The organism is Pseudoalteromonas xiamenensis, assembly GCF_017638925.1.
GTDB classification, from domain to species: domain Bacteria; phylum Pseudomonadota; class Gammaproteobacteria; order Enterobacterales; family Alteromonadaceae; genus Pseudoalteromonas; species Pseudoalteromonas xiamenensis.
The window spans coordinates 483,741-507,170 of record NZ_CP072135.1; the positions used below are offsets into that span (position 1 = coordinate 483,741).

The 23,430-nt window shown below is 42.5% G+C and carries 21 protein-coding genes and 1 pseudogene; 12 read left to right on the top strand and 10 right to left on the bottom strand.

The annotated features are described in order from the left end of the window. The first annotated feature begins 10 nt into the window (after positions 1-10). Positions 11-430 (top strand): VOC family protein, encoded by a 420-nt coding sequence (locus J5O05_RS19900; protein ID WP_208844697.1) that lies wholly within the window; start codon positions 11-13, stop codon positions 428-430. Positions 431-443: 13 nt separating this feature from the next. On the opposite strand, the gene J5O05_RS19905 is transcribed toward J5O05_RS19900, so the two are convergent. Genes J5O05_RS19905 through J5O05_RS19920 form a run of 4 tightly spaced genes read right to left on the bottom strand, consistent with a single transcriptional unit; the run spans position 444 to position 3,937 of the window. Continuing rightward, the gene (locus J5O05_RS19905; RefSeq protein ID WP_208844698.1) at positions 444-1,064 is read right to left on the bottom strand and encodes a PqiC family protein; all 621 of its coding nucleotides are present in this window, start codon (positions 1,062-1,064) and stop codon (positions 444-446) included. Continuing rightward, positions 1,065-2,720, bottom strand: coding sequence for an intermembrane transport protein PqiB (gene pqiB / locus J5O05_RS19910; protein WP_208844699.1), 1,656 nt, complete (start codon positions 2,718-2,720; stop codon positions 1,065-1,067). Further along, positions 2,713-2,892 (bottom strand): paraquat-inducible protein A, encoded by a 180-nt coding sequence (locus J5O05_RS19915; protein WP_244370103.1) that lies wholly within the window; start codon positions 2,890-2,892, stop codon positions 2,713-2,715. Before J5O05_RS19915 ends, pqiB begins: the two co-directional genes overlap by 8 nt. Continuing rightward, positions 2,885-3,937, bottom strand: a complete 1,053-nt coding sequence (locus J5O05_RS19920; RefSeq protein WP_208844701.1) for a paraquat-inducible protein A — start codon at positions 3,935-3,937, stop codon at positions 2,885-2,887. The genes J5O05_RS19915 and J5O05_RS19920 overlap by 8 nt, the downstream gene beginning before the upstream one ends. 98 nt (positions 3,938-4,035) lie before the next feature. Here J5O05_RS19920 and J5O05_RS19925 point away from each other — a divergent pair, with 98 nt between their 5' ends. After that, positions 4,036-4,803, top strand: coding sequence for a substrate-binding periplasmic protein (locus J5O05_RS19925; protein ID WP_208844702.1), 768 nt, complete (start codon positions 4,036-4,038; stop codon positions 4,801-4,803). 56 nt (positions 4,804-4,859) lie between these two features. Here the strand turns inward: J5O05_RS19925 and J5O05_RS19930 are convergent, their stop codons facing one another. Next, the gene (locus J5O05_RS19930; RefSeq protein WP_208844703.1) at positions 4,860-5,660 is read right to left on the bottom strand and encodes an acyl-CoA thioesterase; all 801 of its coding nucleotides are present in this window, start codon (positions 5,658-5,660) and stop codon (positions 4,860-4,862) included. Positions 5,661-5,887: 227 nt separating this feature from the next. On the opposite strand from J5O05_RS19930, the gene dnaK reads away from it, so the two are divergent. Both dnaK and dnaJ read left to right on the top strand, forming a co-directional pair. Then, positions 5,888-7,804, top strand: a complete 1,917-nt coding sequence (gene dnaK / locus J5O05_RS19935) for a molecular chaperone DnaK (RefSeq protein WP_208844704.1) — start codon at positions 5,888-5,890, stop codon at positions 7,802-7,804. Between the two features lie 122 nt (positions 7,805-7,926). Next, positions 7,927-9,054, top strand: a pseudogene (dnaJ, locus tag J5O05_RS19940) (molecular chaperone DnaJ). 50 nt (positions 9,055-9,104) lie between these two features. Here dnaJ and J5O05_RS19945 read toward each other — a convergent pair. Continuing rightward, positions 9,105-9,326, bottom strand: a complete 222-nt coding sequence (locus tag J5O05_RS19945; protein ID WP_208844705.1) for a hypothetical protein — start codon at positions 9,324-9,326, stop codon at positions 9,105-9,107. Between the two features lie 146 nt (positions 9,327-9,472). Between J5O05_RS19945 and ybaK the strand changes: the two genes are divergently transcribed. The 3 genes from ybaK (at position 9,473) to J5O05_RS19960 (ending at position 13,447) form a co-directional block, all read left to right on the top strand. Then, complete coding sequence (gene ybaK / locus J5O05_RS19950; protein ID WP_208844706.1) at positions 9,473-9,931, top strand: Cys-tRNA(Pro) deacylase; 459 nt, start codon at positions 9,473-9,475, stop codon at positions 9,929-9,931. Between the two features lie 243 nt (positions 9,932-10,174). Further along, complete coding sequence (locus tag J5O05_RS19955) at positions 10,175-12,436, top strand: acyl-CoA dehydrogenase (protein WP_280117701.1); 2,262 nt, start codon at positions 10,175-10,177, stop codon at positions 12,434-12,436. A 186-nt stretch (positions 12,437-12,622) separates the two neighbouring features. After that, the gene (locus tag J5O05_RS19960; protein WP_208844708.1) at positions 12,623-13,447 is read left to right on the top strand and encodes a DMT family transporter; all 825 of its coding nucleotides are present in this window, start codon (positions 12,623-12,625) and stop codon (positions 13,445-13,447) included. Between the two features lie 57 nt (positions 13,448-13,504). Here the strand turns inward: J5O05_RS19960 and J5O05_RS19965 are convergent, their stop codons facing one another. Both J5O05_RS19965 and J5O05_RS19970 read right to left on the bottom strand, forming a co-directional pair. Further along, a complete protein-coding gene (locus J5O05_RS19965) occupies positions 13,505-15,115 on the bottom strand; it encodes a S8 family serine peptidase (RefSeq protein ID WP_208844709.1) in 1,611 nt (536 codons plus the stop codon). A gap of 190 nt (positions 15,116-15,305) precedes the next feature. After that, entirely contained in the window at positions 15,306-16,352 is a 1,047-nt protein-coding gene (locus tag J5O05_RS19970; protein ID WP_208844710.1) for an ABC transporter substrate-binding protein, read from the bottom strand. Between the two features lie 92 nt (positions 16,353-16,444). Here J5O05_RS19970 and J5O05_RS19975 point away from each other — a divergent pair, with 92 nt between their 5' ends. Together J5O05_RS19975 and J5O05_RS19980 are read left to right on the top strand one after the other, a co-directional pair. Beyond that, positions 16,445-16,855 carry a cytochrome b562 gene (locus J5O05_RS19975; protein WP_208844711.1) on the top strand — a complete coding sequence of 137 codons (411 nt, stop codon included), beginning with the start codon at positions 16,445-16,447 and terminating at the stop codon, positions 16,853-16,855. A 273-nt stretch (positions 16,856-17,128) separates the two neighbouring features. Next, positions 17,129-17,395 carry a hypothetical protein gene (locus tag J5O05_RS19980; protein ID WP_208844712.1) on the top strand — a complete coding sequence of 89 codons (267 nt, stop codon included), beginning with the start codon at positions 17,129-17,131 and terminating at the stop codon, positions 17,393-17,395. On the opposite strand, the gene J5O05_RS19985 is transcribed toward J5O05_RS19980, so the two are convergent. Beyond that, entirely contained in the window at positions 17,385-18,038 is a 654-nt protein-coding gene (locus J5O05_RS19985; protein ID WP_208844713.1) for a DUF6058 family natural product biosynthesis protein, read from the bottom strand. The two genes, J5O05_RS19980 and J5O05_RS19985, sit on opposite strands and share 11 nt — an antisense overlap. Before the next feature lie 149 nt (positions 18,039-18,187). Here J5O05_RS19985 and dapA point away from each other — a divergent pair, with 149 nt between their 5' ends. Continuing rightward, positions 18,188-19,102 carry a 4-hydroxy-tetrahydrodipicolinate synthase gene (dapA, locus tag J5O05_RS19990; RefSeq protein ID WP_208844714.1) on the top strand — a complete coding sequence of 305 codons (915 nt, stop codon included), beginning with the start codon at positions 18,188-18,190 and terminating at the stop codon, positions 19,100-19,102. 71 nt (positions 19,103-19,173) lie between these two features. Next, entirely contained in the window at positions 19,174-20,451 is a 1,278-nt protein-coding gene (locus J5O05_RS19995; protein ID WP_208844715.1) for a DEAD/DEAH box helicase, read from the top strand. A 57-nt stretch (positions 20,452-20,508) separates the two neighbouring features. Here J5O05_RS19995 and J5O05_RS20000 read toward each other — a convergent pair whose 3' ends face one another. Beyond that, positions 20,509-22,134: a methyl-accepting chemotaxis protein gene (locus J5O05_RS20000; protein WP_208844716.1), complete on the bottom strand. Its 1,626-nt coding sequence runs from the start codon at positions 22,132-22,134 to the stop codon at positions 20,509-20,511. Between the two features lie 210 nt (positions 22,135-22,344). On the opposite strand from J5O05_RS20000, the gene J5O05_RS20005 reads away from it, so the two are divergent. Further along, on the top strand, positions 22,345-23,418 hold the full coding sequence (locus J5O05_RS20005; protein ID WP_208844717.1) for a porin: 1,074 nt from the start codon (positions 22,345-22,347) through the stop codon (positions 23,416-23,418). Positions 23,419-23,430: the final 12 nt, after the last annotated feature.

Here is a 23,430-nt window from a genome sequence, read left to right on the forward strand (position 1 = left end):
AATGAAAACTATGACAAAGTCCGTTAAACAACGAATAGGTAGTATCGCCCTCGTCGTAGAAAACTATGACGATGCAATTGAATTCTATACTCAGAAGCTACAGTTTGCCGTGGTGGAGGATACGGATTTAGGTGGTGGTAAGCGCTGGGTGTTGATCTCCCCTCCAAATTCGAATGGGACAAATCTTCTGCTTGCCAAAGCAACAACGAGTGAACAAAAAGCGACTATCGGTTATCAAACGGGAGGTCGAGTTTTCTTATTTTTACATACCAATGATTTTTGGCGAGATTACGAATCAATGCGCAATAATGGGGTCACATTTCATGAAACCCCAAGGGTAGAACCCTATGGTACTGTTGCAGTGTTTCAAGATTTATACGGTAACAAGTGGGACCTTTTACAGCTTGATGCAGAGCTAGAAACACTTTAGAAATCTAGCCTAACTATTGGCTATATGTACTTTCCATCAAACTTAGTTTTTGTCGAATTAATGCTACAAGTTTATCCAGATTCAACTGATGAGATTTGACCAGTTCTGGGAAACCTTCGTGCGACAAAGCTTGTTCAAATCCGAAGGAAAACTGACCTTTAAGCTCCTTTGAGCTGTTTTCGAATTGATATAAATAAAACACGCCTGTAAGTGCTGCTTGATTTGATTTTATACCCACAAGTTGATCGATTCTCACATCGACGACCCAACTTGGGCTTAGTGATTTTGTCGATTTCCCACTCGGTGTGAATATAAACTGGGATTCATCGTGATTTAGTGCCACAAGTATATATTGAGTGACTAGCTTACTTGGGATTGACGCCCATTGATGGTAATTCGCGAGGTGTGTTATACCTGAATCTAACACTTGAACCAAGGCAGGGCTATCTGAGACGCCGACGATATCGACATTTTTAACCAAAACGGCGTGTTTGGCTGTCGAGTTAAACACAACGCCCTGATTTGAGAGCGGCGTATTAAATTGGTAGTAATAGGTTTCGCTCACGGGGGTAGGTGTACACGCCGAAAGTATAAGCAATGTACACGCTGTAGTAATAATCGAGATGGCTCGCATTTATTTACCACCAGGTACAGGGTCTAGTTGCATTTGATTATTGAACAACAACATATTCGGTTGTTCTTTAAACCCCTTTGTAAGAGGCTTTAATGTCTGACTGAGTTCTTCAAGCTCAGACAGTGTCGTTGTTAATTGATCAACCATATCTGAACCTTGTTGATAGTTCGTCAAAGTGCCTTCAAATTGTTTGAGGCTACTTGTTAGTTGATCTAAAGTTGCTTTTAAGCTGTCTAAATTTGTTGTCATTTTGGTTGCAGCGCCATTGTTGTTTAACTCTTCAATAGTCGCGTTTAGGTTTGAAGCTAAGGCCTTATATTCCCCAATCGCACTATTTAGGCTTGAAACAGTTGTTTCAATTGGCAAGGCATTTAATTTTGTGAGCAAACTGTTAACTTGCTCGCTTATCGCCGTAAAACCACTCGTAATGCTTGGCAGAACGGGGTAATACGCATTTTGTCTCATCCTTGCAGGAGGCGCACTAGGATACATATCTAAGTCCACATATGCACCACCTGTTAAAAAATTACCACTTTTTAACGAAGCGCGCAAACCAGAATTAATCCATTTTTCTATGTTAGTGTGCCAAAAAGTACGGGCTTCTTTACTATTTTCGAATATTCGACCGTATTCAACACGGATCACAACCGGAATTGAGGTCTCATCCGTTCTAAAATGCAAAGGTTTGCCATTAACTAAAATGTTAGCGGGTGCTTGAGATACAGTTCCTATTCGCATTCCTCGATATTCGACAGGTGCGCCAACGTTCAGGCCCCGAATGGATTGTTCAAATTCAATCACGTAATAGTCAAAATCATTGAAGCGTTGTTCTAACGCTTGATTGTAGGTGCTGAATAAAGGGAAGGTGCTTCCTTCTGATACAACGCTCCCTTTCGATTTGCCCGGAGGGTAATCTAATGAAACGCCACCTTTTAGCAGTTTAGACAACGAGCCTGTATTGACACTGATGCCATCAACGGATAAATCAACGCTGAGTCCTGAACTTAACCAAAAAATGGTATTGTCAGCGATTAGGTTGTCGTAAGGTGCATAAATGAAGAGACCGTATTCCATTGATTGGGTCTCAACATCGAACTCGGCGGTTTCAATTTGGCCAATTTTATAGTTTCTGAAAAACAAACCTGTAGCGACGTCCAGTACTTCGCCACCTTTGCTTTGTAGCTTATAGCGCCTACCGTCAACATCATTGGAAATAAGTGCAGGGCCATCGGAGAGCGCAAATAAATTTGCCTTGTTTTCAGATTTTCCGGGAAGAAACTCGAGGTACATTCCAGACAAAAGCGTACTCATCCCAGAAATACCTGATTCATCTATCCGCGGTTTAACAACCCAAATTTTGCTGTCTTCTTTGAGTATGTCTGAATACTCAGTCTCTATGCGTGCGCGTGCAACCACGGTGTTGCGTTCAATTTCTAGGCGTAACGAGTCAATAAGGCCGATTTTGACATTTTTTACTTTGATTTCTGTTTTTCCGGCAACAATACCTTCGGCATCATTCATGGTAATAAATATAGTCTGGCCTTGGCGTAAATGGTGTTGATACAGCATCCACAAAGCGACCAGCAATGCAACCAGCGGTAGTAGCCAGATATAAGAAAGTTTGGACTTTTCTTGTTTGATAATCGGATCAGCCATGAATTTCCTTTGGATTGTCCCAAATAAGTCTAGGATCGAAATAGTGAACAGCCATGATTTGCGTAAACACCATTAAGGCGAAGAATAATACACCAATGTCTGCGGTAACTGACATAAAAACACCGAGTTGAACTAACGATACCAAGAATATAACGACAAAAACATCAATCATTGACCATTTTCCAATGAGTCTCAATGTAACGATAAATTTGCGTGTACTGATGGGAGCGAGCGTGACTTAATTGGTTGACTTGGTAAAGCAACATGCCAATAGCGACGAGCTTTACCACGGGGATCATAATACTGGCGATGAAAATCACGATGGCGATGGGATAGGAGCCACTGTCCCAAAGCTGCAGCACGCCTGTAAAAATGGTCGAAGGGATGGACTCGTGTAATTGTTGCGTGTTCATTATCGGTAACAAGTTTGCAGGGAAGAATAAAACAATACTTGTTGCCAACCAGGCTGAGACTTTAGTAAGGCTTTCTGGTTTTCGCGAATAAAGTAACGTGTGACATCTTGGACAAAAAGCGTCTTTAGATATTTGGCTGCAGGTAGGGCAGCATTTTATGCCTTGAGAGGAAGCGGTTTGTGTTTTATCAACACCCTCGGGTGAAGTATAAGGTGATATTCTTTCCCACAAATCATCTAAATGTATCAAATTCAGCATTTGAATAAAGCACGCTACAAAACCGCTATATGCCCAAAAGCTTGGGCCGAACTCAATATCAGCGAGAACCATGAGTTTGATGAGGCTGACTAAAATTGCGATAAGAAATATTTCCGACATGTTCCAAGGTTCTGCATAAGTCAGTAACTTTGTAAGCCTGCGAGCGAAAGAAAGCTGCACCTTGTTCCAAATAGGCGAGTACATCATGAGCACAGTAGCTAAAATAATACTTGGAAATACGATAACGAATAATGAAAGGAATACGGCAAGCGTTTTAGCGTCATGTTCGCCCAACGTCGGTATCGCGGTAAGCAGCGTAACAGAGTGTTTTATACCACCCATGGAAAATGAAATAAATTCGTAGCTTAAACTTGATATTAATAAAAGAAGAGCAGAAAGCGCGAACGCAAAGACGGATTGAGTTGAAGACGTCTTCGGTGCTTGGATTGGGGCTTTACAAAATCCACAATATGCCTTTTGCCCACAACTGAGTAGGGGAAGTTCCGAAAAGTGGTCGCAATGTCTACAAACAATGAGTTTTGGCATGTATCACTAATCCGCTGCAAATAGTTTTGCTTTTGACAATATAGTTTGTGATTATGGATTATAATAACACCAGTTGCCTAAACGGTTAAGGGATGAAAATGAAGCAGCTATTTGTGCTATGTATTCTGTTGCTTGGTTTTCAGGTAAATGCGAGTGGTTATAACAGTGATGTTAGTATCAAGTCTACGCAATTAGTTATTGCGGCAAGTGGATTCGTCCCTCCTTATGTAATTCAGCAAAGCGACAGCGGCTACCAATTAGAGTTAATTAAAGCTTCTTTGCGGACGCAAGGTATAGAAAATATAGAATTCGTATACATGTCCAATAAGCGCGCTGAGCAAGCGCTGAAATCAGGTATGGTGGACGTAGTTGTCAATTTGCCGAATACTTTTGGAGGTAAAGTGTTTGCCAGTGACACTTTACTTAGCTACCAAAATTTCGCGATAAGTCTTAAAGAAAATAATTATCGGATTGAAACGCCGCAAGACCTTAAAGGATTTGGCGTTGTTGCGTTTCAAAACGCGAGTGCGTTTTTAGGTAATGATTATCGCTTAGCAACGAAACAGCTCAGGTCCTATGAGGAAATCGTTAACCAATTTGCACAGGTCGAATTACTGATGAAAGGTTGGGCCGATGTGATCGTGATGGAACGAAGGATCTTCGAATATTACTTAGCAAAATATGCCAAAAAGCACCCAACTAAAGACGTTGTTTTTCATCCGTTGTTTAATCCAGCCCCAAGACCTATTTACTTTTTAAGTGAATCAATGCGCGACGTGTTTAATTTGGGCTTAAACGAAATCAAAATTACGGGTGAATACCAAGCCATTTTGGCTACAAATGGACGAATTTACGCAAAACGTTGAGGTGTCAATGAGGACCGCATTGGTTATGCGATCCAATTTGGGCCGTTTACAGAGAGCTATTCAAATACTGCAACGGTTTGTCGGCTAATCGCCAATAGCTTCCCGTCTTGACTCCAAATGTTTGCATCCTCAAGTCCATAGCCATTCGCGCTGTGATGAGTAATTGCTTCAAATCCTAGCCAAGAATCGGCGTCTAGATTTATTTCATCGATAAATTCGATATACCAAGACATGCTACTGGCAGGTGCTGGTTTCGAAAATTTTTGCAGAAGTGTTGGTGGCCACGCATCGGTAAGCGCCGTAACGTGCATTTCGTTCATTGCCGTGTCTGGAGCGGCTTTAAACTTCATCCAACCACCAAGATGTGAGGACGTTGCGTTGCTAAAAGGCAATGCGCCTTGTTGAGGATTTAATGCGACGTGTTGGAAAAAGGCTGGCATGATCCCTTCTTGATAGGGCAAAACACGTTCAGGCTGAACAGGTGATAAGCCACATTCTTTTGTAATCGCAACTTCAATTTGCGAATCACGTTTCATTGCATAGCACCCTTGTGCTACAACGCAAACTTGCCCATTTTGTGTAATTTTAGCTAATAACTGTGTTGCGCTTTTGCCTTCTCTTAGAACCTCGATATCAATATCAAATGAGATTCCAGGCTCAAGAGGCCCAACAAAGTTAGTGCTTAACGAAAGTAATCTACGTTGGTCCTTGATTTTTTTGCTCATCGCACAAATTAACATGGCGGCAGAAATCCCACCGAATGCCGTTCGACCTTGGCACCAATCGGCTGGGAAAGAAAAGTTTTTGTTCGAGTCGTTTACTGCGACTTGTTGGATAAGTTGATCAAATGTGGTCATAACGCCTCCTTGAAATAGACGTTATCTATAGCATATTAAATCTGGTCATACCAGATTGGGGCGAAAAACAAGCGAGTTGGCTAAGAAAAGCACACTAATGCATAAAACTGTAAAAAAATTTAAATTTTTTTACTTGTAACGCTTGAATTAGGAAACAGTGACCACATTAATGAGTCATCTAACGTTTTAACGTATGTTTTTAAAGAATTTGAAGTCGGAGAAGATTCATGGGTAAGATTATTGGAATCGATTTAGGTACAACTAACTCTTGTGTTGCTGTACTAGATGGCGACAAGCCACGCGTAATTGAGAACGCTGAAGGCGATCGCACAACCCCGTCAGTTATTGCTTATACAGAAGACGGTGAAACACTTGTAGGTCAACCTGCAAAACGCCAAGCGGTAACGAACCCACGCAATACATTATTCGCAATCAAGCGTCTAATTGGCCGTCGTTTTGAAGACGAAGAAGTACAACGTGACATCAGCATCATGCCTTACACTATCAGCAAAGCTGACAACGGTGATGCATGGGTTGAAGTTCGTGGTAAAAAATTAGCAGCGCCTCAGATTTCTGCTGAAGTGCTTAAGAAAATGAAGAAGACAGCAGAGGACTTCCTAGGTGAGCCGGTAACAGAAGCGGTAATCACAGTTCCTGCATACTTTAACGATTCACAACGTCAAGCTACAAAGGATGCTGGCCGTATCGCAGGTCTTGAAGTAAAACGTATCATCAACGAACCAACAGCGGCGGCGCTTGCTTACGGTCTTGACAAAAAGTCAGGCGATAACGTTATCGCTGTGTACGACTTAGGTGGTGGTACGTTCGATATTTCAATCATCGAAATTGACGAAGTTGACGGCGAGCACACGTTTGAAGTTCTAGCAACAAACGGTGATACGCACCTAGGTGGTGAAGACTTTGATACGCGTGTAATCAACTACCTAGCTGAACAGTTTAAGAAAGATCAAGGTATCGACCTTAAAAATGATCCGCTAGCGATGCAACGTGTTAAAGAAGCCGCTGAAAAAGCAAAAATCGAACTTTCATCTGCACAGCAAACTGAAGTAAACCTACCGTACATCACGGCAGATGCTACAGGTCCTAAGCACATGAACGTTAAGCTAACGCGTGCGAAACTAGAATCATTAGTAGAAGACTTAGTGGCTAAATCTATTGAGCCAGTAAAACGTGCTCTTGCAGACGCAGATCTATCAGTAAGTGACATCAACGACATCATTCTTGTTGGTGGTCAAACACGTATGCCACTAGTACAAAAGACTGTATCTGAGTTCTTTGGTAAAGAGCCACGTAAAGACGTTAACCCTGATGAAGCGGTTGCAGTAGGTGCTGCAGTTCAAGGCGGTGTACTAGCTGGTGACGTTAAAGACGTTCTACTTCTTGACGTATGCCCACTTTCTCTTGGTATCGAAACAATGGGCCAAGTGATGACGGCACTTATTGAAAAGAATACAACGATCCCAACGAAGAAATCGCAAGTGTTCTCAACTGCTGAAGATAATCAATCAGCTGTAACGATCCACGTGCTTCAAGGTGAGCGTAAACGTGCAAGCGATAACAAATCGCTAGGTCAATTTAACCTAGAAGGTATTCGTCCTGCTTCACGTGGTACGCCACAAATCGAAGTAACGTTTGACGTAGATGCGGATGGTATCCTACACGTATCAGCAAAAGACAAAGATACAGGTAAAGAGCAAAAGATCACAATTCAAGCATCTTCTGGTTTGAGTGAAGACGAAATCGCGAACATGGTACGTGATGCAGAAGCACACGCAGAAGAAGACAAGAAGTTTGAAGAACTTGTTGGTGCGCGTAACCAAGCTGATGCGCTAGTTCACGCAACGCGTAAGCAAGTAGAAGAAGCGAGTGACGCTTTACCAGCTGAAGACAAAACAGCAATCGAAGCAGCACTTGCTGACCTAGAGGGCGCGATTAAGTCTGGTACTAAAGAAGACATCGACGGTAAAACGCAAGCACTTGCAGAGAAGTCTCAAAAGCTGATGGAAATTGCACAAGCTAAAGCCCAAGCACAACAAGCGGGTGGAGCAGAGCAAGCGAAATCAAGCAAGCAAGACGACGACGTAGTTGATGCTGAATTTGAAGAAGTGAAAGACGACAAGTAATCGTTGTTAAGTAGGGCGCGCAGGGATGTATTTCTTTTCGCGCCCTTAGTCTATGTAGAATTTGCCCTTTGGGCGTTGTGCAGGCACACTGCGCAACAGAATTAATAAGTTGTGTGATAGCAATGTCAAAACGTGATTATTACGAAGTATTGGGCGTAAGCAAAGACGCAAGTGAACGCGACATTAAAAAAGCGTACAAACGACTTGCGATGAAGTACCACCCAGACAGAACCGCGGGTGATACCGAGCCTCGAAGCGAAATTCAAAGAAGTGAAAGAAGCTTACGAAGTCCTGACTGACGATAAAAAACGCCAGATGTATGATCAATACGGCCATGCTGCGTTTGAACAAGGTGGTGGTCAAGGTGGCTTTGGCGGTGGACACGCTGACTTTGGAGACATCTTTGGGGACGTATTCGGTGATATTTTTGGAGGCGGTCGCCGACAATCGCGCCAGCAACGTGGTGCGGATCTCCGTTACAACCTTGATTTAAGTCTAGAAGAAGCGGTTCGCGGTAAAGACGTCGAAATTAAAGTACCAACTTGGGTTTCATGTAAGCCTTGTGATGGTAGCGGCGCAAAACCTGGTACTAAGCCAAAAACGTGTACGACCTGTCACGGTGCTGGACAAGTGCAAATGCGTCAGGGCTTCTTTGCTGTACAGCAAACGTGTCCTACGTGTTCGGGTACTGGTCAGATTATTTCTGATCCATGCGACAAATGCCATGGTCAAGGTCGCGTAGAGAAAACGAAAACGTTGTCTGTAAAAATTCCAGCTGGTGTTGATACAGGAGATCGTATCCGTTTATCTGGTGAAGGTGAAGCCGGTGTCAGTGGCGCCCCAGCGGGTGACTTGTACGTGCAAGTTACAGTACGAGAACACCCTATATTTGTGCGCGACGGCAACAACCTGTATTGCGAAGTACCCATCAGCTTCTCTACAGCCGCTTTAGGGGGGAAATTGAAGTCCCTACACTAGACGGTAGAGCAAAATTAAAAATACCAGCGGAAAGCCAAACGGGTAAAATGTTCCGTATGCGCGGAAAAGGCGTTAAATCGGTTCGTAGTGGCATGGTTGGTGACTTGATCTGTAAAGTTGTAATCGAAACACCTGTTAATTTGAATGAACGTCAGAAAGAATTACTACGTGAGTTTGAAGAAAGTATGGGTGGCGACAGCAGCAAAAACAGCCCGAAAGCACAGGGTTTCTTTGATGGTGTTAAAAAGTTTTTTGATGATTTAACCAAATAAATCAGCAAACAAAAAACGGTCAACACACAAACGGCGCATTCTGCGCCGTTTTAATTTATCAATAATAAATAGTCGTGTTCACCATTGCATTTACAAGCAACCGTGAGATTTTCTTCGCTACGCATTAACTTACCGCCTTTACAACCTAGCGCACCACATTTTGCGTCACAGGCTAAATTTTGATCCCACAAATTGTATTCATCCGTTAAAAATGCCAAAGTGGATAGTACTAGAAGCAGACAGCTTGCGATAAACACAATTCGAGACTTCATAACTGCAACCTCCCACCAGTGGAATAGATTTATCATCCCGAGGCGCGTTGAAATTTGCTTTCGGTAGGATGATTAAGCTGGTGTTATTAGACTTTAGTCTAGTGGTTTTTAAATTCTAGGTTATCGATGTAGAAACAGGGAAAAGTATGACACCAGCAATAAATCTACTAAAAAAGTCTAAGTATGATTTTACCGTCGTTGAGTTTGAACACGACAAAAACAACATGAATTTTGCTAAAGAGGCAGCTCAAAAATTGGGGATAGCCGAAGCTATCGTGTTTAAAACTTTGCTAGTTGACGTTGATGGGAAACTTCATGTTGCGGTTACACCGTGCACGAATCAAGTTGACCTTAAACGATTTGCACAATGTGCTGGAGGAAAAAAAGCCACTATGGCTGATCCTAAAATTGCTGAGCGCACAACTGGGTATTTGGTCGGTGGAATAAGCCCATTTGCACAAAAAAAACGTTTACCAACGCTTCTGCATGTCACCGCAGCGACGGAAGAAAAAATATACGTTAGTGCGGGGAAGCGGGGAGTAGAAGTCGTGATTGCTCCTTCAATCTTGGTAGAATTGTGTTCAGCAAAGTATGCCGAGTTTTAGCAAAGAAAGAGCATAAATCGTCTTGGTGGTCGATTTATAACCTAACATATTAATGCAAAGTTAGTAATTATCCCTTCTAATGACGTCCAAATTACCATTCAGCGTACATCTGTACACTACTAATTTTATCAATTAATACATAGTGATAGCGTATTTAAGATGAAATAATCGTTAATTTTTTTGATAGAGTAATTGATCTAATCGGAAATTTATGCCGTAATGTAGCTATATCAATCTGGTCGGATGAGTTGGATTATGAGCTTAAGAACACAATTACGAAAAGTATTACCTAGCATTTCAATTACAGAACAAGAAGCACTCGATGCGGGTGATGTTTGGTTAGAAGGAAGTATCTACCAAGGTACACCTGATTTTAGCGCGTCGCGCGATGTCCCTGCGGCGACACTGTCCGCTGAAGAACAAGCATTCCTAGATGGCCCAGTGAAAACACTAATGGGCATGATAGACGACTCAGTTATACAAAATGGTCAGCATTTACCTGAACATATTTTAGAGTTTTTGAAGAAAGAGCGTTTCTTCTCTCTAATTATTCCAAAGTCTTTCGGTGGCCGCGAATTTAGTCCTTACGCAAACAGTACAATTGTAGGAACTATTGCGACTAAATCTTCAGCTGTTGCTGTTACAGTGATGGTACCTAACTCGTTAGGCCCAGGTGAGTTACTGCTCCACTATGGTACTAAAGAGCAACAAGATTATTACCTTCCTCGACTTGCTGTTGGAACAGACATTCCTTGTTTTGCATTGACTTCGCCTGAAGCTGGTTCTGATGCAGGTGGTATTCCTGACCGCGGTATCGTGAAAAAAGGCATGTACAATGGTGAAGAAGTTGTTGGCCTTGAAGTAACTTGGGACAAGCGATATATCACACTTGCACCGATAGCGACTGTGCTTGGCCTTGCTATCAAAGTGTTCGATCCAGAACAGTTACTTGGTGGAAAAGAAGACTTAGGTATTACTTGTGCGCTTATTCCACACGATTACCCTGGTGTTCAGCTAGGCAATCGCCATGATCCAATGGGGATCCGTTTCTACAACGGTACGACTCGTGGTGAAAAAGTGTTCATCCCGATGGACTTTATCATCGGCGGTCAAAAGAACATTGGCCGTGGTTGGCAGATGCTTGTAAGCTGTTTGGGTGCTGGTCGTGGTATTTCACTTCCTGCGCTAGGGGTTTCAACTGCACAAGTTGCGTTGAAAGGTGCATCTGAGTACGCCGCTGTGCGTGAGCAATTTGGTCTTGCTATTGGCCAATTCGAAGGTATTCAAGAAAAATTAGCAGACATCGCAGGTAAAACTTATCTGCAAGAAGCCATGCGTGTATTGACGACCGAAGGTCTTGGTTTAGGCCTTAAGCCATCGGTTGTTACAGCAATTGCTAAATACCACATGACCGAAATTGGCCGTGAAGTATTAAACCATGCTATGGACATTCAAGCGGGTAAAGCGATTCAGAACGGTCCGCAAAACACTCTAGCGAGTGGATATGTAGCGCAACCGATCGCAATTACAGTTGAAGGCGCGAACATTCTTACTCGTAACCTTATGATTTTTGGTCAAGGTGTGATGCGTTGTCATCCATACCTTCAATCAATGGTTGAAGCGATCCACAGCGAAGAAAAAGACGCAGATAAAACGTTTAACCGAATTCTGCGTAAAACAGTTGGCTACAGTGTAGGCAACAGTCTCCGTGCGTTCCGTTTAGGCTTATTGCCATTTACAGCAGGTAGCAAATCTTCTCTTGCAGAAGTGCGTCAATATGAAAAGGCTGTGCACAAGCTCGCCGCTAAACTGGCCGTATACGCAGATTTCTCTCTACTTGTATTAGGTGGCAAACTTAAGCAAGCGGAAATGCTGTCTGCGCGTCTTGGTGATGTGATGAGTTTCTTGTACGCCGCAATGGCTTCTATTCGTTACTACGAGCAAAAAGTATCAGCAGAAGACAGAGCAAGTGCGGCACCTTATTTCCACTACGCAACTCGCTTTGCGTTACAAAGTGCGGAAGAAGCATTACATAAGTTCTTAGACAACTTCCCAGCATCATTTACACGTAAGTTTATGCGTGTGATTACTTTACACTTTAGCCATAAAATGCCGGCTATTAGCGACGATTTGATCCGCGAATTGGCTCAAGCGGCACAAATGGATACGGCCTTTAAATCGCAGCTGACGCATTTAGTTATGCCAATGCCTGGTGACGGTCATGACATTAATGAACAAGCCTATAAAGCTAAAATGGCATGTTTGGATTTGCTTGGCAAAGTCAAAAAAGCGCTTCGTGCAAAAACGATTCGTTCAGGCGTACGTTTCGCAGAAACATTAGATAACGCATTGCAAGCTGGTGTTATCAATGAAGCGGAATACGCAAAACTACAAGATTACAACGTGAAACGTGAGCGTGCGATCCGTGTTGATGAGTTCGATTATGATTTAAACTTGTTAGACGTTAATGGAAAGCCGACAAACGAGTTAAAAGCGGCAAGCTAATCACATAATCAATAATGCATAGGTGTTCTCACCGCAAAGGCCCGTTTCGGGCCTTTTTTTATTCTTTCATTTGAACAATGTTCGATTTTTAAATAACTAATGTTTATTTGTATTTGTTCCGCTGTGTCAGGAACGTTTAATTTGAGTTAGCATCGGTGTAGGCAGTTAGTGTGGAGGAAGAGTACGTTGCTCTATTTGTTACTTAGTGCATTTTGTTGGGCTGCATTCGATTATATCAGAAAGACGCTCACGAAAAGTTTGAGTCCTGCGCAGCTAACGGTGCTTTTCACTCTTGTTGCACTGCCTTTGTATATACTCTATTGGGTTGTAGAAGGTGCGGCAGTACCAGTCTGGAGGGACTATCTTGTACCAGCGACTATAAGTGGTGGACTGGCAGCACTTGGCAGTGTGCAATACCTAAATGCGTTACAACGCGGTGACATCTCTAAGGTAATTCCTATTTTGTGTGTTACGCCTGTTATATCCGGCATAGCAGGCTGGCTTGTGTTAAATGACGCGCTTACTTGGTTAGATTGGTGTATGGTTGTTTGTATTGCCGTTGGCTGTGCACTGATGGGAACTAACAGCCTAAATTTGCGGACTTCAGGGTTTATTCCCGCATGCATAACGGCCCTCAGTTGGGGCTTGTGTATCGTGTTTGATAAAGTGGCACTGCAATATGCAGCAATCAGCTTTCATTTGGTCTTTCTATCTGTTTGCATACTTGCCTTAAACTGGTTTTTTCTAAGACCAAAGTTAACCATCGCGCAGAGCGGAAAGTTGTCGCAGGTGCTCTTTGGTGCGGGTATTTTTGTTGGAGCAATTGTGTTTCAACTTAACGCGCTTCAAGAAATACATCCAGGTATTGTGGAAGCAACTAAGCGAGGGCTGGGTGTTGTATCCGCGTTGGGAGTCGGGTATTGGTTGTTGTCTGAACAAATTACGCGAAAACAGTTGTTTTTGTGCTTTGCGTTAGTTGTCTGCGTTTGTTTGTTGGTGATTGATGTATAGTTTAATAGCAAGAACTTTTATAAGTTCAGATTTGGGGGCAGAGTCCTCAATTTTACCTTAGTTACACTTGCTGCCTTTCTTCCAGACGTTTGAGAAAATATCTGGTTGAGCACCGCGCGACCACCAAATGGATTCGTATTCAAAGTTGTTATATGAAATACGATCACCAATTCGGTATGTTTTATTTGCATCCCATGGGCTAATCCCAATACAGCCACCTGTATCGCCACCGTCTTTAATCGTCACGACCATCGACTTTTTCGCAGAACCTTCGCTTGATGAAGCTGTTAATGTAACTGTATAGTTGCCTGACGTAGCGTAGGTATGTGATGGATTTGCTTGTGTGCTTTGTTGTCCGTCACCAAATGTCCAGCTGTAACTTGTTGCGTTGGCTGATTTGTTGTTAAAACTGACTGATAGACCTTGTACTGAATAAGTAAAGTCAGATACGACAGGGTCTTGAACATCACCACATTTATTGCGCGCTAAATAGTCAACCGCCGCTTTCGCCTGCACAATCCCGTAACCATAAGAAGTGTCGCGACCCGCTACGCCTTTATCTTTAGCAGATGCGTTGAGCGCATTACGGATTTGTTGGTTAGAACACTCTGGGAACTGGCTCCAAACGAGTGCAGCTACGCCCGAGACATGGGGTGTCGCCATCGAAGTACCACTGATTGACTTATAGCCACCGTCATTCCATGTAGAATTGACACCCACCCCTGGACCCGCAATTTCAACTTGATTGTTGTATTGCGAGAAAGACGCTTTATTTTCATTGCTATCGACAGCGGCGACAGAAACGACAGCGTCATAAGATGCAGGATAGCTTAAACTGCTGTTACCGCTGTTGCCTGCCGCGGCAATATGTAGCATTCCACGCGCGTAGCTTTGCTCAAATGCTTGACGTTCTGCTGTCGAGCTGCCACTTCCACCCAAGCTCATGCTTGTGACATTTGCACCTGCAGCTTCGCATTGTTCAATCGCTTTAATGAGATCTGAACCATACGCCCAGTTACCCTGATCGTTAAATACTTTTACAATGTGAAGACCAAGCTGACCTGATGGGTTTACACCCACAACGCCTTTACTGTTACCGCCAATTGCTGCAATAGTCCCCGCGACGTGCGTTCCGTGTCCATTACCATCATGATACCAGTTGCCAGTATCATTTGAACCATAGCCATCATTTCCTGTTATACCTGCGTTTGGCAAGTCTTCGTGTCCTAGCGTGTAGCCGGTATCCATAATACACACTTTACGGTTTCCGCTGAGTGAATCACTGACTAAATTTGCTTGTGTCATGGCAATCCCATAGGGCGATGTTTCTGCCATCAAGAATCGCTTAGGGTCTTCTTCAATATTAACGGCTGCCCCACTGGCAATAAGAGCTTGTTGCTGTTCTAGGGTTAGATCCAAAACCACCGCATTTACACTTGGAAGGGTGTTTAAGACATCAGCATTTATAGAATTTGCCAACGTTGTAACGTTCTTACGGAACATCTGCTCCGTGGATGCGCGAGCATTTTGTGATGTAACCGTTGGCATTGTAACGATAACTCTATGGTTATCTGATGCCATTACTTGAAATGCAGGAGCACAAGCGAGTACTGCTGCAATAGTGCCAGATAATACCGATCGGTTAATCATTCGATGTTGCTTTTTCATAGTATTGACTCTCTTTACATGTTGTTAACGGTATGTATTTAAGGTGTTAATGATAGCGCTGTCAATATACGAAATTAGAGAGGGTTTTAGCGATAAAATTAACAATGTTGCAATAGCAACATTAGGTGTGCTTCATGCTAAAAAGTGGTTCTAAATCGGGTAATTTGGTCGAATGTTAGCCAAAAAAAGACTAAAAGTTTTTTTCGAATTCAAGTCGAATAGTGTTCATATTAAATGGAAGGGTTGAGTCCGCAGAGTTGGTAAATACTCTAAAATTGATGGTGTCGATTTGTTTAAGGTAAATTGCATGAAGCAGTTTTTGGTAGTCTTCATTATATGGTACAAAAATGGGCAACTCTTTATGTGGCGAAACAAGAGAACCTTGATCTTGTAGGTTTATTAGCTCAATGAGTGCATAGGCACCAAGCATAAAATGCCCGCCAAAGCTAATGTCTAATTGTTCTATTTGAGGATCCCAATTTATACCGCCGATGGCGACTTTTTCTCGAATTCCTAATTGATTTAAAGCTCTGTCCGCACCTGCCGCCATCGCATCGTTGGCTGCCCATACAATACTGAGATCTGGATAACGTTGTGCGAGACCGTGAGTAAGTCTGTAGGCTTCGAGCTCAGACCAATTAGCGTATAGCCTTTCTCTCAGTTTTAGCCCATGTTGACGGTTGATAACCGACAACATGCCTCGTTCTCTCAGTATAGAAGCTTGTGTCGAGGTGTCTCCATATAGTGCGATTATCGTCCCTTTAGATTGCTTGGCTTTCTCAATTAATGAGGTGATGAGGGCTTTGCCAACGTGCGTGTTATCCGCAATTACACTGCCTACCACATTAAAACCTTTTCGTGTGAGGCGCTCTAAATCAACACTGGTTGGTGTATTAAGCAAAAAATATATTTTCGTCTTTGACGGTGGGCTGGATAACAGCAACTTGGTAACGGCAGATTTTTCATCTACCAAAACTAAGAAGTCAGGAGACTCGTTTAGCGCATCCAATACGAGCTTTTTCATTTGAATATGATCGCGATTGGCGTAATGAATTTTCAAAGCGATATCGAGGTCCTTAGCGGCTGCACCCATTACCGTTGAAACGTTTTGCCAAAATGGACCGGTAGGGTTGTTGGCAACAAATCCGGGATTGATAAAAATTACCGACGTCTGAGCGACACCCAGCGAGCTATATAGGCATAAAACAAAACAGATAAAAATCTCGTAAAATTTCATTGTACCTCGAATGTAAAGCCCCTTTACACGTAGTGTAGCATTTTCCATGGCCAATGTTTCGGATATAATGCGATTGAATTTTTGGGGGTACCATGTCAAATCGATTTTCTCAATTCTGCATTTTAATTTTTTTACTCATCGGTTCTTCTTTTGTCTATGCGAATGGCCAAACGAGTGAGCTTAATGAAACCATGAAGAAAATTGGTTTCAGTTACAAACAAATCATGAAAGCCAAAACCACCGATGAAGCGCTCAACGCCATTTCTGAAATGGAATTACTCATTGAAAAGAGTAAAGTGCTTGGATTTAAACCAGAGTTAAAAGACAAATCATTTGAAGGCTTAAACCAGGTAAAAAAGCAATTAGATGAATTAATACCTATGCTAAAGGCTGGTGAACTTGATAAAGCAAAAGAGCACGCTTTGAAAATTGATGCGTTAAGAAAGGAATATCATAAATTGCACGAACCACCTAGTTTTTGGGAACTCCTATTCGGGAAGTAATACCCTAAACTCTTGTAGATTCAATTCAGATTACGTAAGCCTTGAATGCGATGACACTCAGGGCTTTTTAATGCGCCCATGTTTGTTGGATAATTCGACATTAGAGCGATGGCGATTAAATTTTAAATAAAATAGAACAGTCCATTGTCGTCGAAGAAAACACCAAAAATTCACATTTCGATTACGTAATGACCAAACGGACATTCTGGCTCTAGCTATTCCTAAAATTCTTGGTATAAGTAGATTATGTCGTGCGAATTGGTTGAGGATAACATGGGAAGTTCTAACGAAAATATAGACAACGAAGTATTGGCGCAACTAAAACAAAACAATCAAATACCGATAATCGAGACACTTGATAATCTAGGTTGTACACACAGTGACATCGTTATGTTACTTGTAGAATATCAGGTGATGAGTGAGCAAGATGACGACGAAGTTTTCGACCAATGGTACGATGCATTATGTGACGATAAGTTAAAAGTGCTCAAAGCATTTGAAATACTGAGAGCACAATTCGAGCGAACCGTTAACGAATAGATAGATCGTATTTTTGTAAAATAGCGTCAACATAGTGATAGCGGAGTGACTCATGCTTTTCGTGAGCGGCATTATGACTGAGGCCCCGATTTAAAAGTTTCAGCGCTTTAATTAATAACGCCCGTTCCTCTAGTTGAAGTGATGTTTTGCTTCGTTCTTCAGTAATTTCGTCCACCAGAACCCTGCCTAGGTCAATATAAACGACTTCCTCAACTAACCCGTTTTGGCTAATCACGCCATATTTACTGCATAAAAACTGTTGCCACGATTGCTGTATATGCTCATCGAGCTCTTCATTAAATGCCTCGCTTAGGCATTGCACACCTTGCTGAACAATTTTTGCCAATACAGTTGAGTATTGTTGTGCGAAGATTTCATATGCATGAGACGCCTGTGTCACTTTGTGTTTTTGTATTAACTGACCCCATTGGTATGCGCCCTTAGGATAATAGTCTCTAAATTCCTCGCACTCGTAAAAACCAAGGTAGGAACTACATTTTATCTGGTTCTGAATACAATAACTTGGTTTAGGAAAGAGCTTATTTGCTTGCCAGCTTGCAAGTTCGGTTTGTTCAAGACGCAACAGATCACATAATTCTTTTTCAGTGTAAAAATGGTTAGATAGATAATTCGTTAGGCTCATGTTGAACACTGGATGAATATACAGTGTTTGTAGTTTGAATCGAACCGTTATTTTTATCAAGCATTTTTTGAAGGCAATTTGATTTGGCACTCGGAAATAACCCTAGATTGTGATACAAATACCACAACGGAAATAGAGAACACCAACGCATGCAAAGTATTCAAACTATCAAAAAAGCAAGCCTTATCACGGCCATCAAAACACCCTATACAATGAAAGGTGAAATAGACATAAAAACTTTTGATAAGCTCGTCGAAGAGCAAATTAAAGGTGGTGTTGATGGTATTGTTGTCGGTGGTACAACCGGTGAAGGTCAGTTGATGCATTGGGAAGAACACCTAATGCTTATTGCCCACAGCGTCTCAAAATTTGGCAGTAAATTACTGATTGTTGGAAACACAGGAAGCAATAATACTCGCGAAGCAATTAAAGCGACGGAATATGGTTTTGCGAGTGGTATGGACGCGGCGCTTCAAATTAACCCTTATTACGGTCGTACGTCAAAAGAGGGCTTAAAAGCACACTTTGAGCGTGTACTAGATATTGGGCCTGCATTTATATACAACGTACCGGGTCGCACAGGCCAAGATCTCACGCCGGATATTATTGAGCCACTCGCCGCACATAAAAACTTTATTGGCGTTAAAGAATGTGCAGGAAACGAGAGAATTGGTTATTACGAATCCAGAGGTATAGCGTGCTGGTCGGGTAATGATGATGAAGCCCATGATGGAAAACATCAATATCAATCTCATGGCGTTATTTCAGTCACATCAAACATCATACCTGGTTTAATGCGTCAGTTGATGGATAGCCGTTCTGAGGAACTCAATACGCAGCTTCAGCCCCTGATGAAATGGCTTTTCTGTGAGCCGAATCCAATCGCTATTAACTCGGCATTGATAATGACAGGCGCTGTCGCACCGGTGTTTCGTTTACCATATGTACCACTTAATGTGAACCAGCAAGAAGAAGGTATGGCCTTGCTAAATGCATTAAATGAAAAAGACGTTGTGGGTGGTAAAGCGTCATTAATAGATGCAACGTTACTGAAGTTAGTGTAAGAAGGCATTAGGCAATTACATTAATTTGTCCTATAATCTGCGGCCAATTTGCTCGGCCGCAGGTTTAACCTATGAATTTCAAATCGTTTAGTTTCTCTCCTTTAATTTTAGACGCACTAGAAGAATTAAACTTTCAAACACTTACGCCTATTCAACAGGCGGCTATTCCTGCGATCCGTCGAAATAAAGACATCCTTGCAACAGCACAAACTGGAACGGGTAAAACAGCCGCTTTTGCGTTGCCGATTATTCAGCGCTTATTAGAAAGCGATATAAAAGGTGAAACACAAGTACTTGTGGTAGCGCCGACTCGTGAATTAGTCGAACAGATCGCAAATAATTTCAAAGCGTTTGCAAAACATACTGAATTAAATACTGTTGCACTTTTTGGCGGTGTTAACCATGCGGGTCAACGAGACGCCCTTAAACTTGGTGCTGACATCATTGTAGCAACGCCGGGACGTCTGCATGATCATATTGCCCGAGGCAATGTTTCTCTTGCGAACGTTCAATATCTTGTTTTAGATGAAGCAGACCGTATGCTAGATATGGGCTTTATTGACGACATGCAGAAAGTTATCGCGCTTGTAAAAGAATCACGCCAATTGATGCTGTTTTCTGCAACGTTCCCACCGGCAATGAAACAATTTGCAATGAGTGTGTTAAAACATCCTGAAATAGTTCAAGTTGCCCCAGAAAATACGACGGCAGAAACGGTACGTCACATTGTTTATCCTGTTGATCAAACAAGAAAGTTAGAGCTTCTTTCAGAGTTGATTGGTAAGAAAAACTGGCAACAGGTTCTTGTTTTCGTCAATATGAAAGACGTTGCGGATTCGGTAGTTGAAGAACTACAGCAATATGGCATTACTGCTACTGTATGTCACGGTGACAAAAAGCAAGGAGCAAGACGTCGTGCACTTCGAGAGTTTCTAGAAGGTAAGGCTCGAGTACTCGTCGCAACCGAAGTAGCAGCTCGTGGTATTGATATCGTCGGTTTGCCTCGAGTGATTAATTTTGATTTACCATTCTTAGCAGAAGACTATGTTCACCGCATTGGACGTACAGGACGCGCAGGCTTAAGTGGTCACGCGATTTCGTTCGTTAGCCGTGAAGAAGAACGTGTGCTAATGAGTATTGAAGAATTAATTGGTCAGCGAATTAAGCGTTACTATCTACCTGGATACGAAGTTGCCAGCCGTGAAAAGCTAGTTGATACGCTCAATAAGAAGCCTGCAAGTTATAAGAAAGGTAGAACGAATCGTCCAAGTAATCAGGCATCTGCGGAGGCCCGATTAAAAATGCGTTCAAAAATATCTAAAGTTCGTAGTGCGATGAAAGGTAAGTAGTCGATAGCGATAGTGTTAGAAAAAAGCGCTGATATGTATCAGCGCTTTTTTTATGGGTTAAATCTTAAATTTGCTCGTAGCGTCGAGTAGTGAGTCAGAAAGATAATGGAGGTTTTTCGCGACATCACGCACTTGTTCAAGTGCCTTCATTGTATCTTGGAATGACTGGTGCATGTTCGAGACATTGTCAACAACCATTGCCGCGACTGAAGTTTGCTCTTCCGTAGCGGCTGCAATTTGAGAGTTCATTCCATTGATAGCGAGGATCTGAACAGAAATTTGTTGAATGGAACGTCCTGTTGCATCAGCCGTCGCGGCATTGCTTGATGCCATATCTCTAGCACCATTCATGGCGGTAACGGCATTGCTTGCTGCAACGGTTAGCACGTTTAGCAATTCGCGAATTTCGTTAGTTGATTTTGCTGTTCTAGAAGCAAGTTCACGGACTTCGTCTGCAACCACAGCAAAGCCTCGTCCTTGCTCACCCGCACGAGCCGCTTCAATTGCCGCGTTTAATGCCAGTAAGTTTGTTTGCTCCGCGATAGAGGTAATAACATTCAATATTTGCGTAACGTTTTGAGTATCTTCAGCTAACTTGTTAATCGTTAATGCGGCTTTGTCGATTTCGTTACTCAGAGTTTGAGATTGCTTAACAGAAACACCGATCTGAGCTAAGCCTTCATCAACGCCTTTCTCTGCTAATTGTGCGGCTTGAGATGCGCTTGCTGCTGATTGTGAGATATCACCAACACTTTGTTTCATCTCTTCCATTGAATGACGCACAACTTCCGCATCGCTACTTTGCTGCTGAGTGGCGTTTTCAGCACTTTCCATACCTTGTACAAGACGTGTGCTGTTTTCCATCAGTGGCTCAACAACGTTGATTACGTCTAGTACGGTCCCTTTTAACAGCCCCACGAACTCGTTGAAGTTTTGAGAAACCTGGCCTATTTCATCGTGGGAATGGACATTGAGTTGAGAACTAAGAGAACCTTTACCGTCGGCAAGCAACTTAAGGTTATTTGCAGCCTCACTTGCTGATTTACCAATGGCTCGTGCGATAGCGATGGCCAGACTAACCAAAATCACGAGCGATACAACGGCAACAACGAACATCATCGTCAGTGCTTTGTCTGAACTCGTTTTAGTTTCGTCGATCAATTCAAAGAAGCGATCATCGGCACGTTTTTGATCTGCTTTTAATGTTTCCAGAATGCTGTCGTACAACTCGCCTTTCTGCTTGGCTTTTTGCTGAATGACGGCAAAATCCGCGGTCCCATCAATCATCGATAACGCGATGTCATGGGCTAACTTCGAGTAGCGCCCTAGGGTGTCGAGCGTATTATTCGTTGGAAAAGCCACATTCAAAGAAGGGAGTTGTTTGAGGTTCTCTTCGAGCGTGCTTTTTGTTTGATTTGCTTTATTTAAAAGATCGCTATCCCCAAAAGTAACAGCTTGAGTGTAGGTCTCATCCAAGTTTTGGAATGCAGTTACGTTGCTCAACGTTAATATCAACAGTTTATAGGTTTGACTTTCAAGCTCACCTAACGATTTCTGATTTGATTGCATAGAGCTGTAGTTGATCAGCACAAGTCCAATAAACGCCGTTACCGCGACAACAGTAATAGCGTGTATCTTTTTAGTGATGCTCAAGTTACGAAACGACCAAGATGTTTGCGACATAAGATACCTTTTTTACAACAGAGATCGCGATTTGTATGCGAGCTCGTAGGATGTAACGTTACTTCAATGTTAATTACCATACGAAATAATTGCATACGTTCGCTATAAAATTTAGTAAGAATTTGGCTTTTTTCAATAAAAACTTTCTTTTTCTTAAAGTTAACTATACTTACCAGTGCAAAACGTGAACAAAAGATTGGGAGCCAATCAATGAAATTAAAATATTCTCTTCTTGTAGTTGCGCTCACGTCACTCTCAGCGCATGCAGACGTGAACATTTCAGGGTTTGCCAGTGTTAACGCAGGCAAAGTATTAAACGGAACAGGGGTGCCTCAATACGGCGTTGAACCGACCTTTCTTGCTGATTATCCAATAGTTTCTGCTTATACGGAAGATTTTTCGTTTAAACCAGAATCACTTATTGGTCTTCAAGTAAGTGCTGAGCTCGGGGAAGGCTTAAGCGTTACAGGGCAAGTGGTCGCTCGAGGGGCTGACGATTACAACGCAGAATTCGAATGGGCTTATATATCCTACGAGTTGAACGATAGCTGGACCGTTCAGGCAGGTAAGAAACGGTTACCTTTGTTTTATTACTCGGACTTTTATGATGTTGGGTACGCTTACGTTTGGATGAGACCTCCAGCGGATAACTACACATGGCAAATATTTAACTATGAAGGGATCAACTTCCTTTATAACGGGTCGATTGGCGATTGGTCCATGACGGCCAATATTTATGCTGGTAAAGAAGACGATCCGAATAACAAACTCCTTTCCGATTTTTTCTTTCAAAAACCTACACGAGAGATCTGGGAAGACATTTTCGGTGGTGTCGCCACGTTTAGTAAAGATTGGTTAGAGATCCGCGTAACTCACATGCAGTATACCAACCGCCGTTTCATCGATGGTGAACCGTCAATGTGGGATGGTAAAGACTCTCGCGATGGTAAATTCTATGGTCTGGCGGCCAACGCAGATTTTGGGAATTTCTTTATTTTATCTGAATTTAACCGACTTGATCTCGGTGGCAATTTGGACACCTATATGCTGAGCGCAGGTTATCGTTTTGGTGATGTTACTCCGTACGTTATGTTCTCGGACTTTAGCCAAGATGGTGATGGTGATACAGAAAAACACAATACAAAAGCTGTAGGCGTTCGTTGGGATTTTCATCCTTCTGCAGCATTCAAAGTGCAATACGACAAAGTTGAAGATGAATCGTTCGACTTAGCGGTGGCTGGTGACAGTGAAGCAATCACTTTTGGCGTTGACGTCGTATTTTAGAGGGGCATTAGG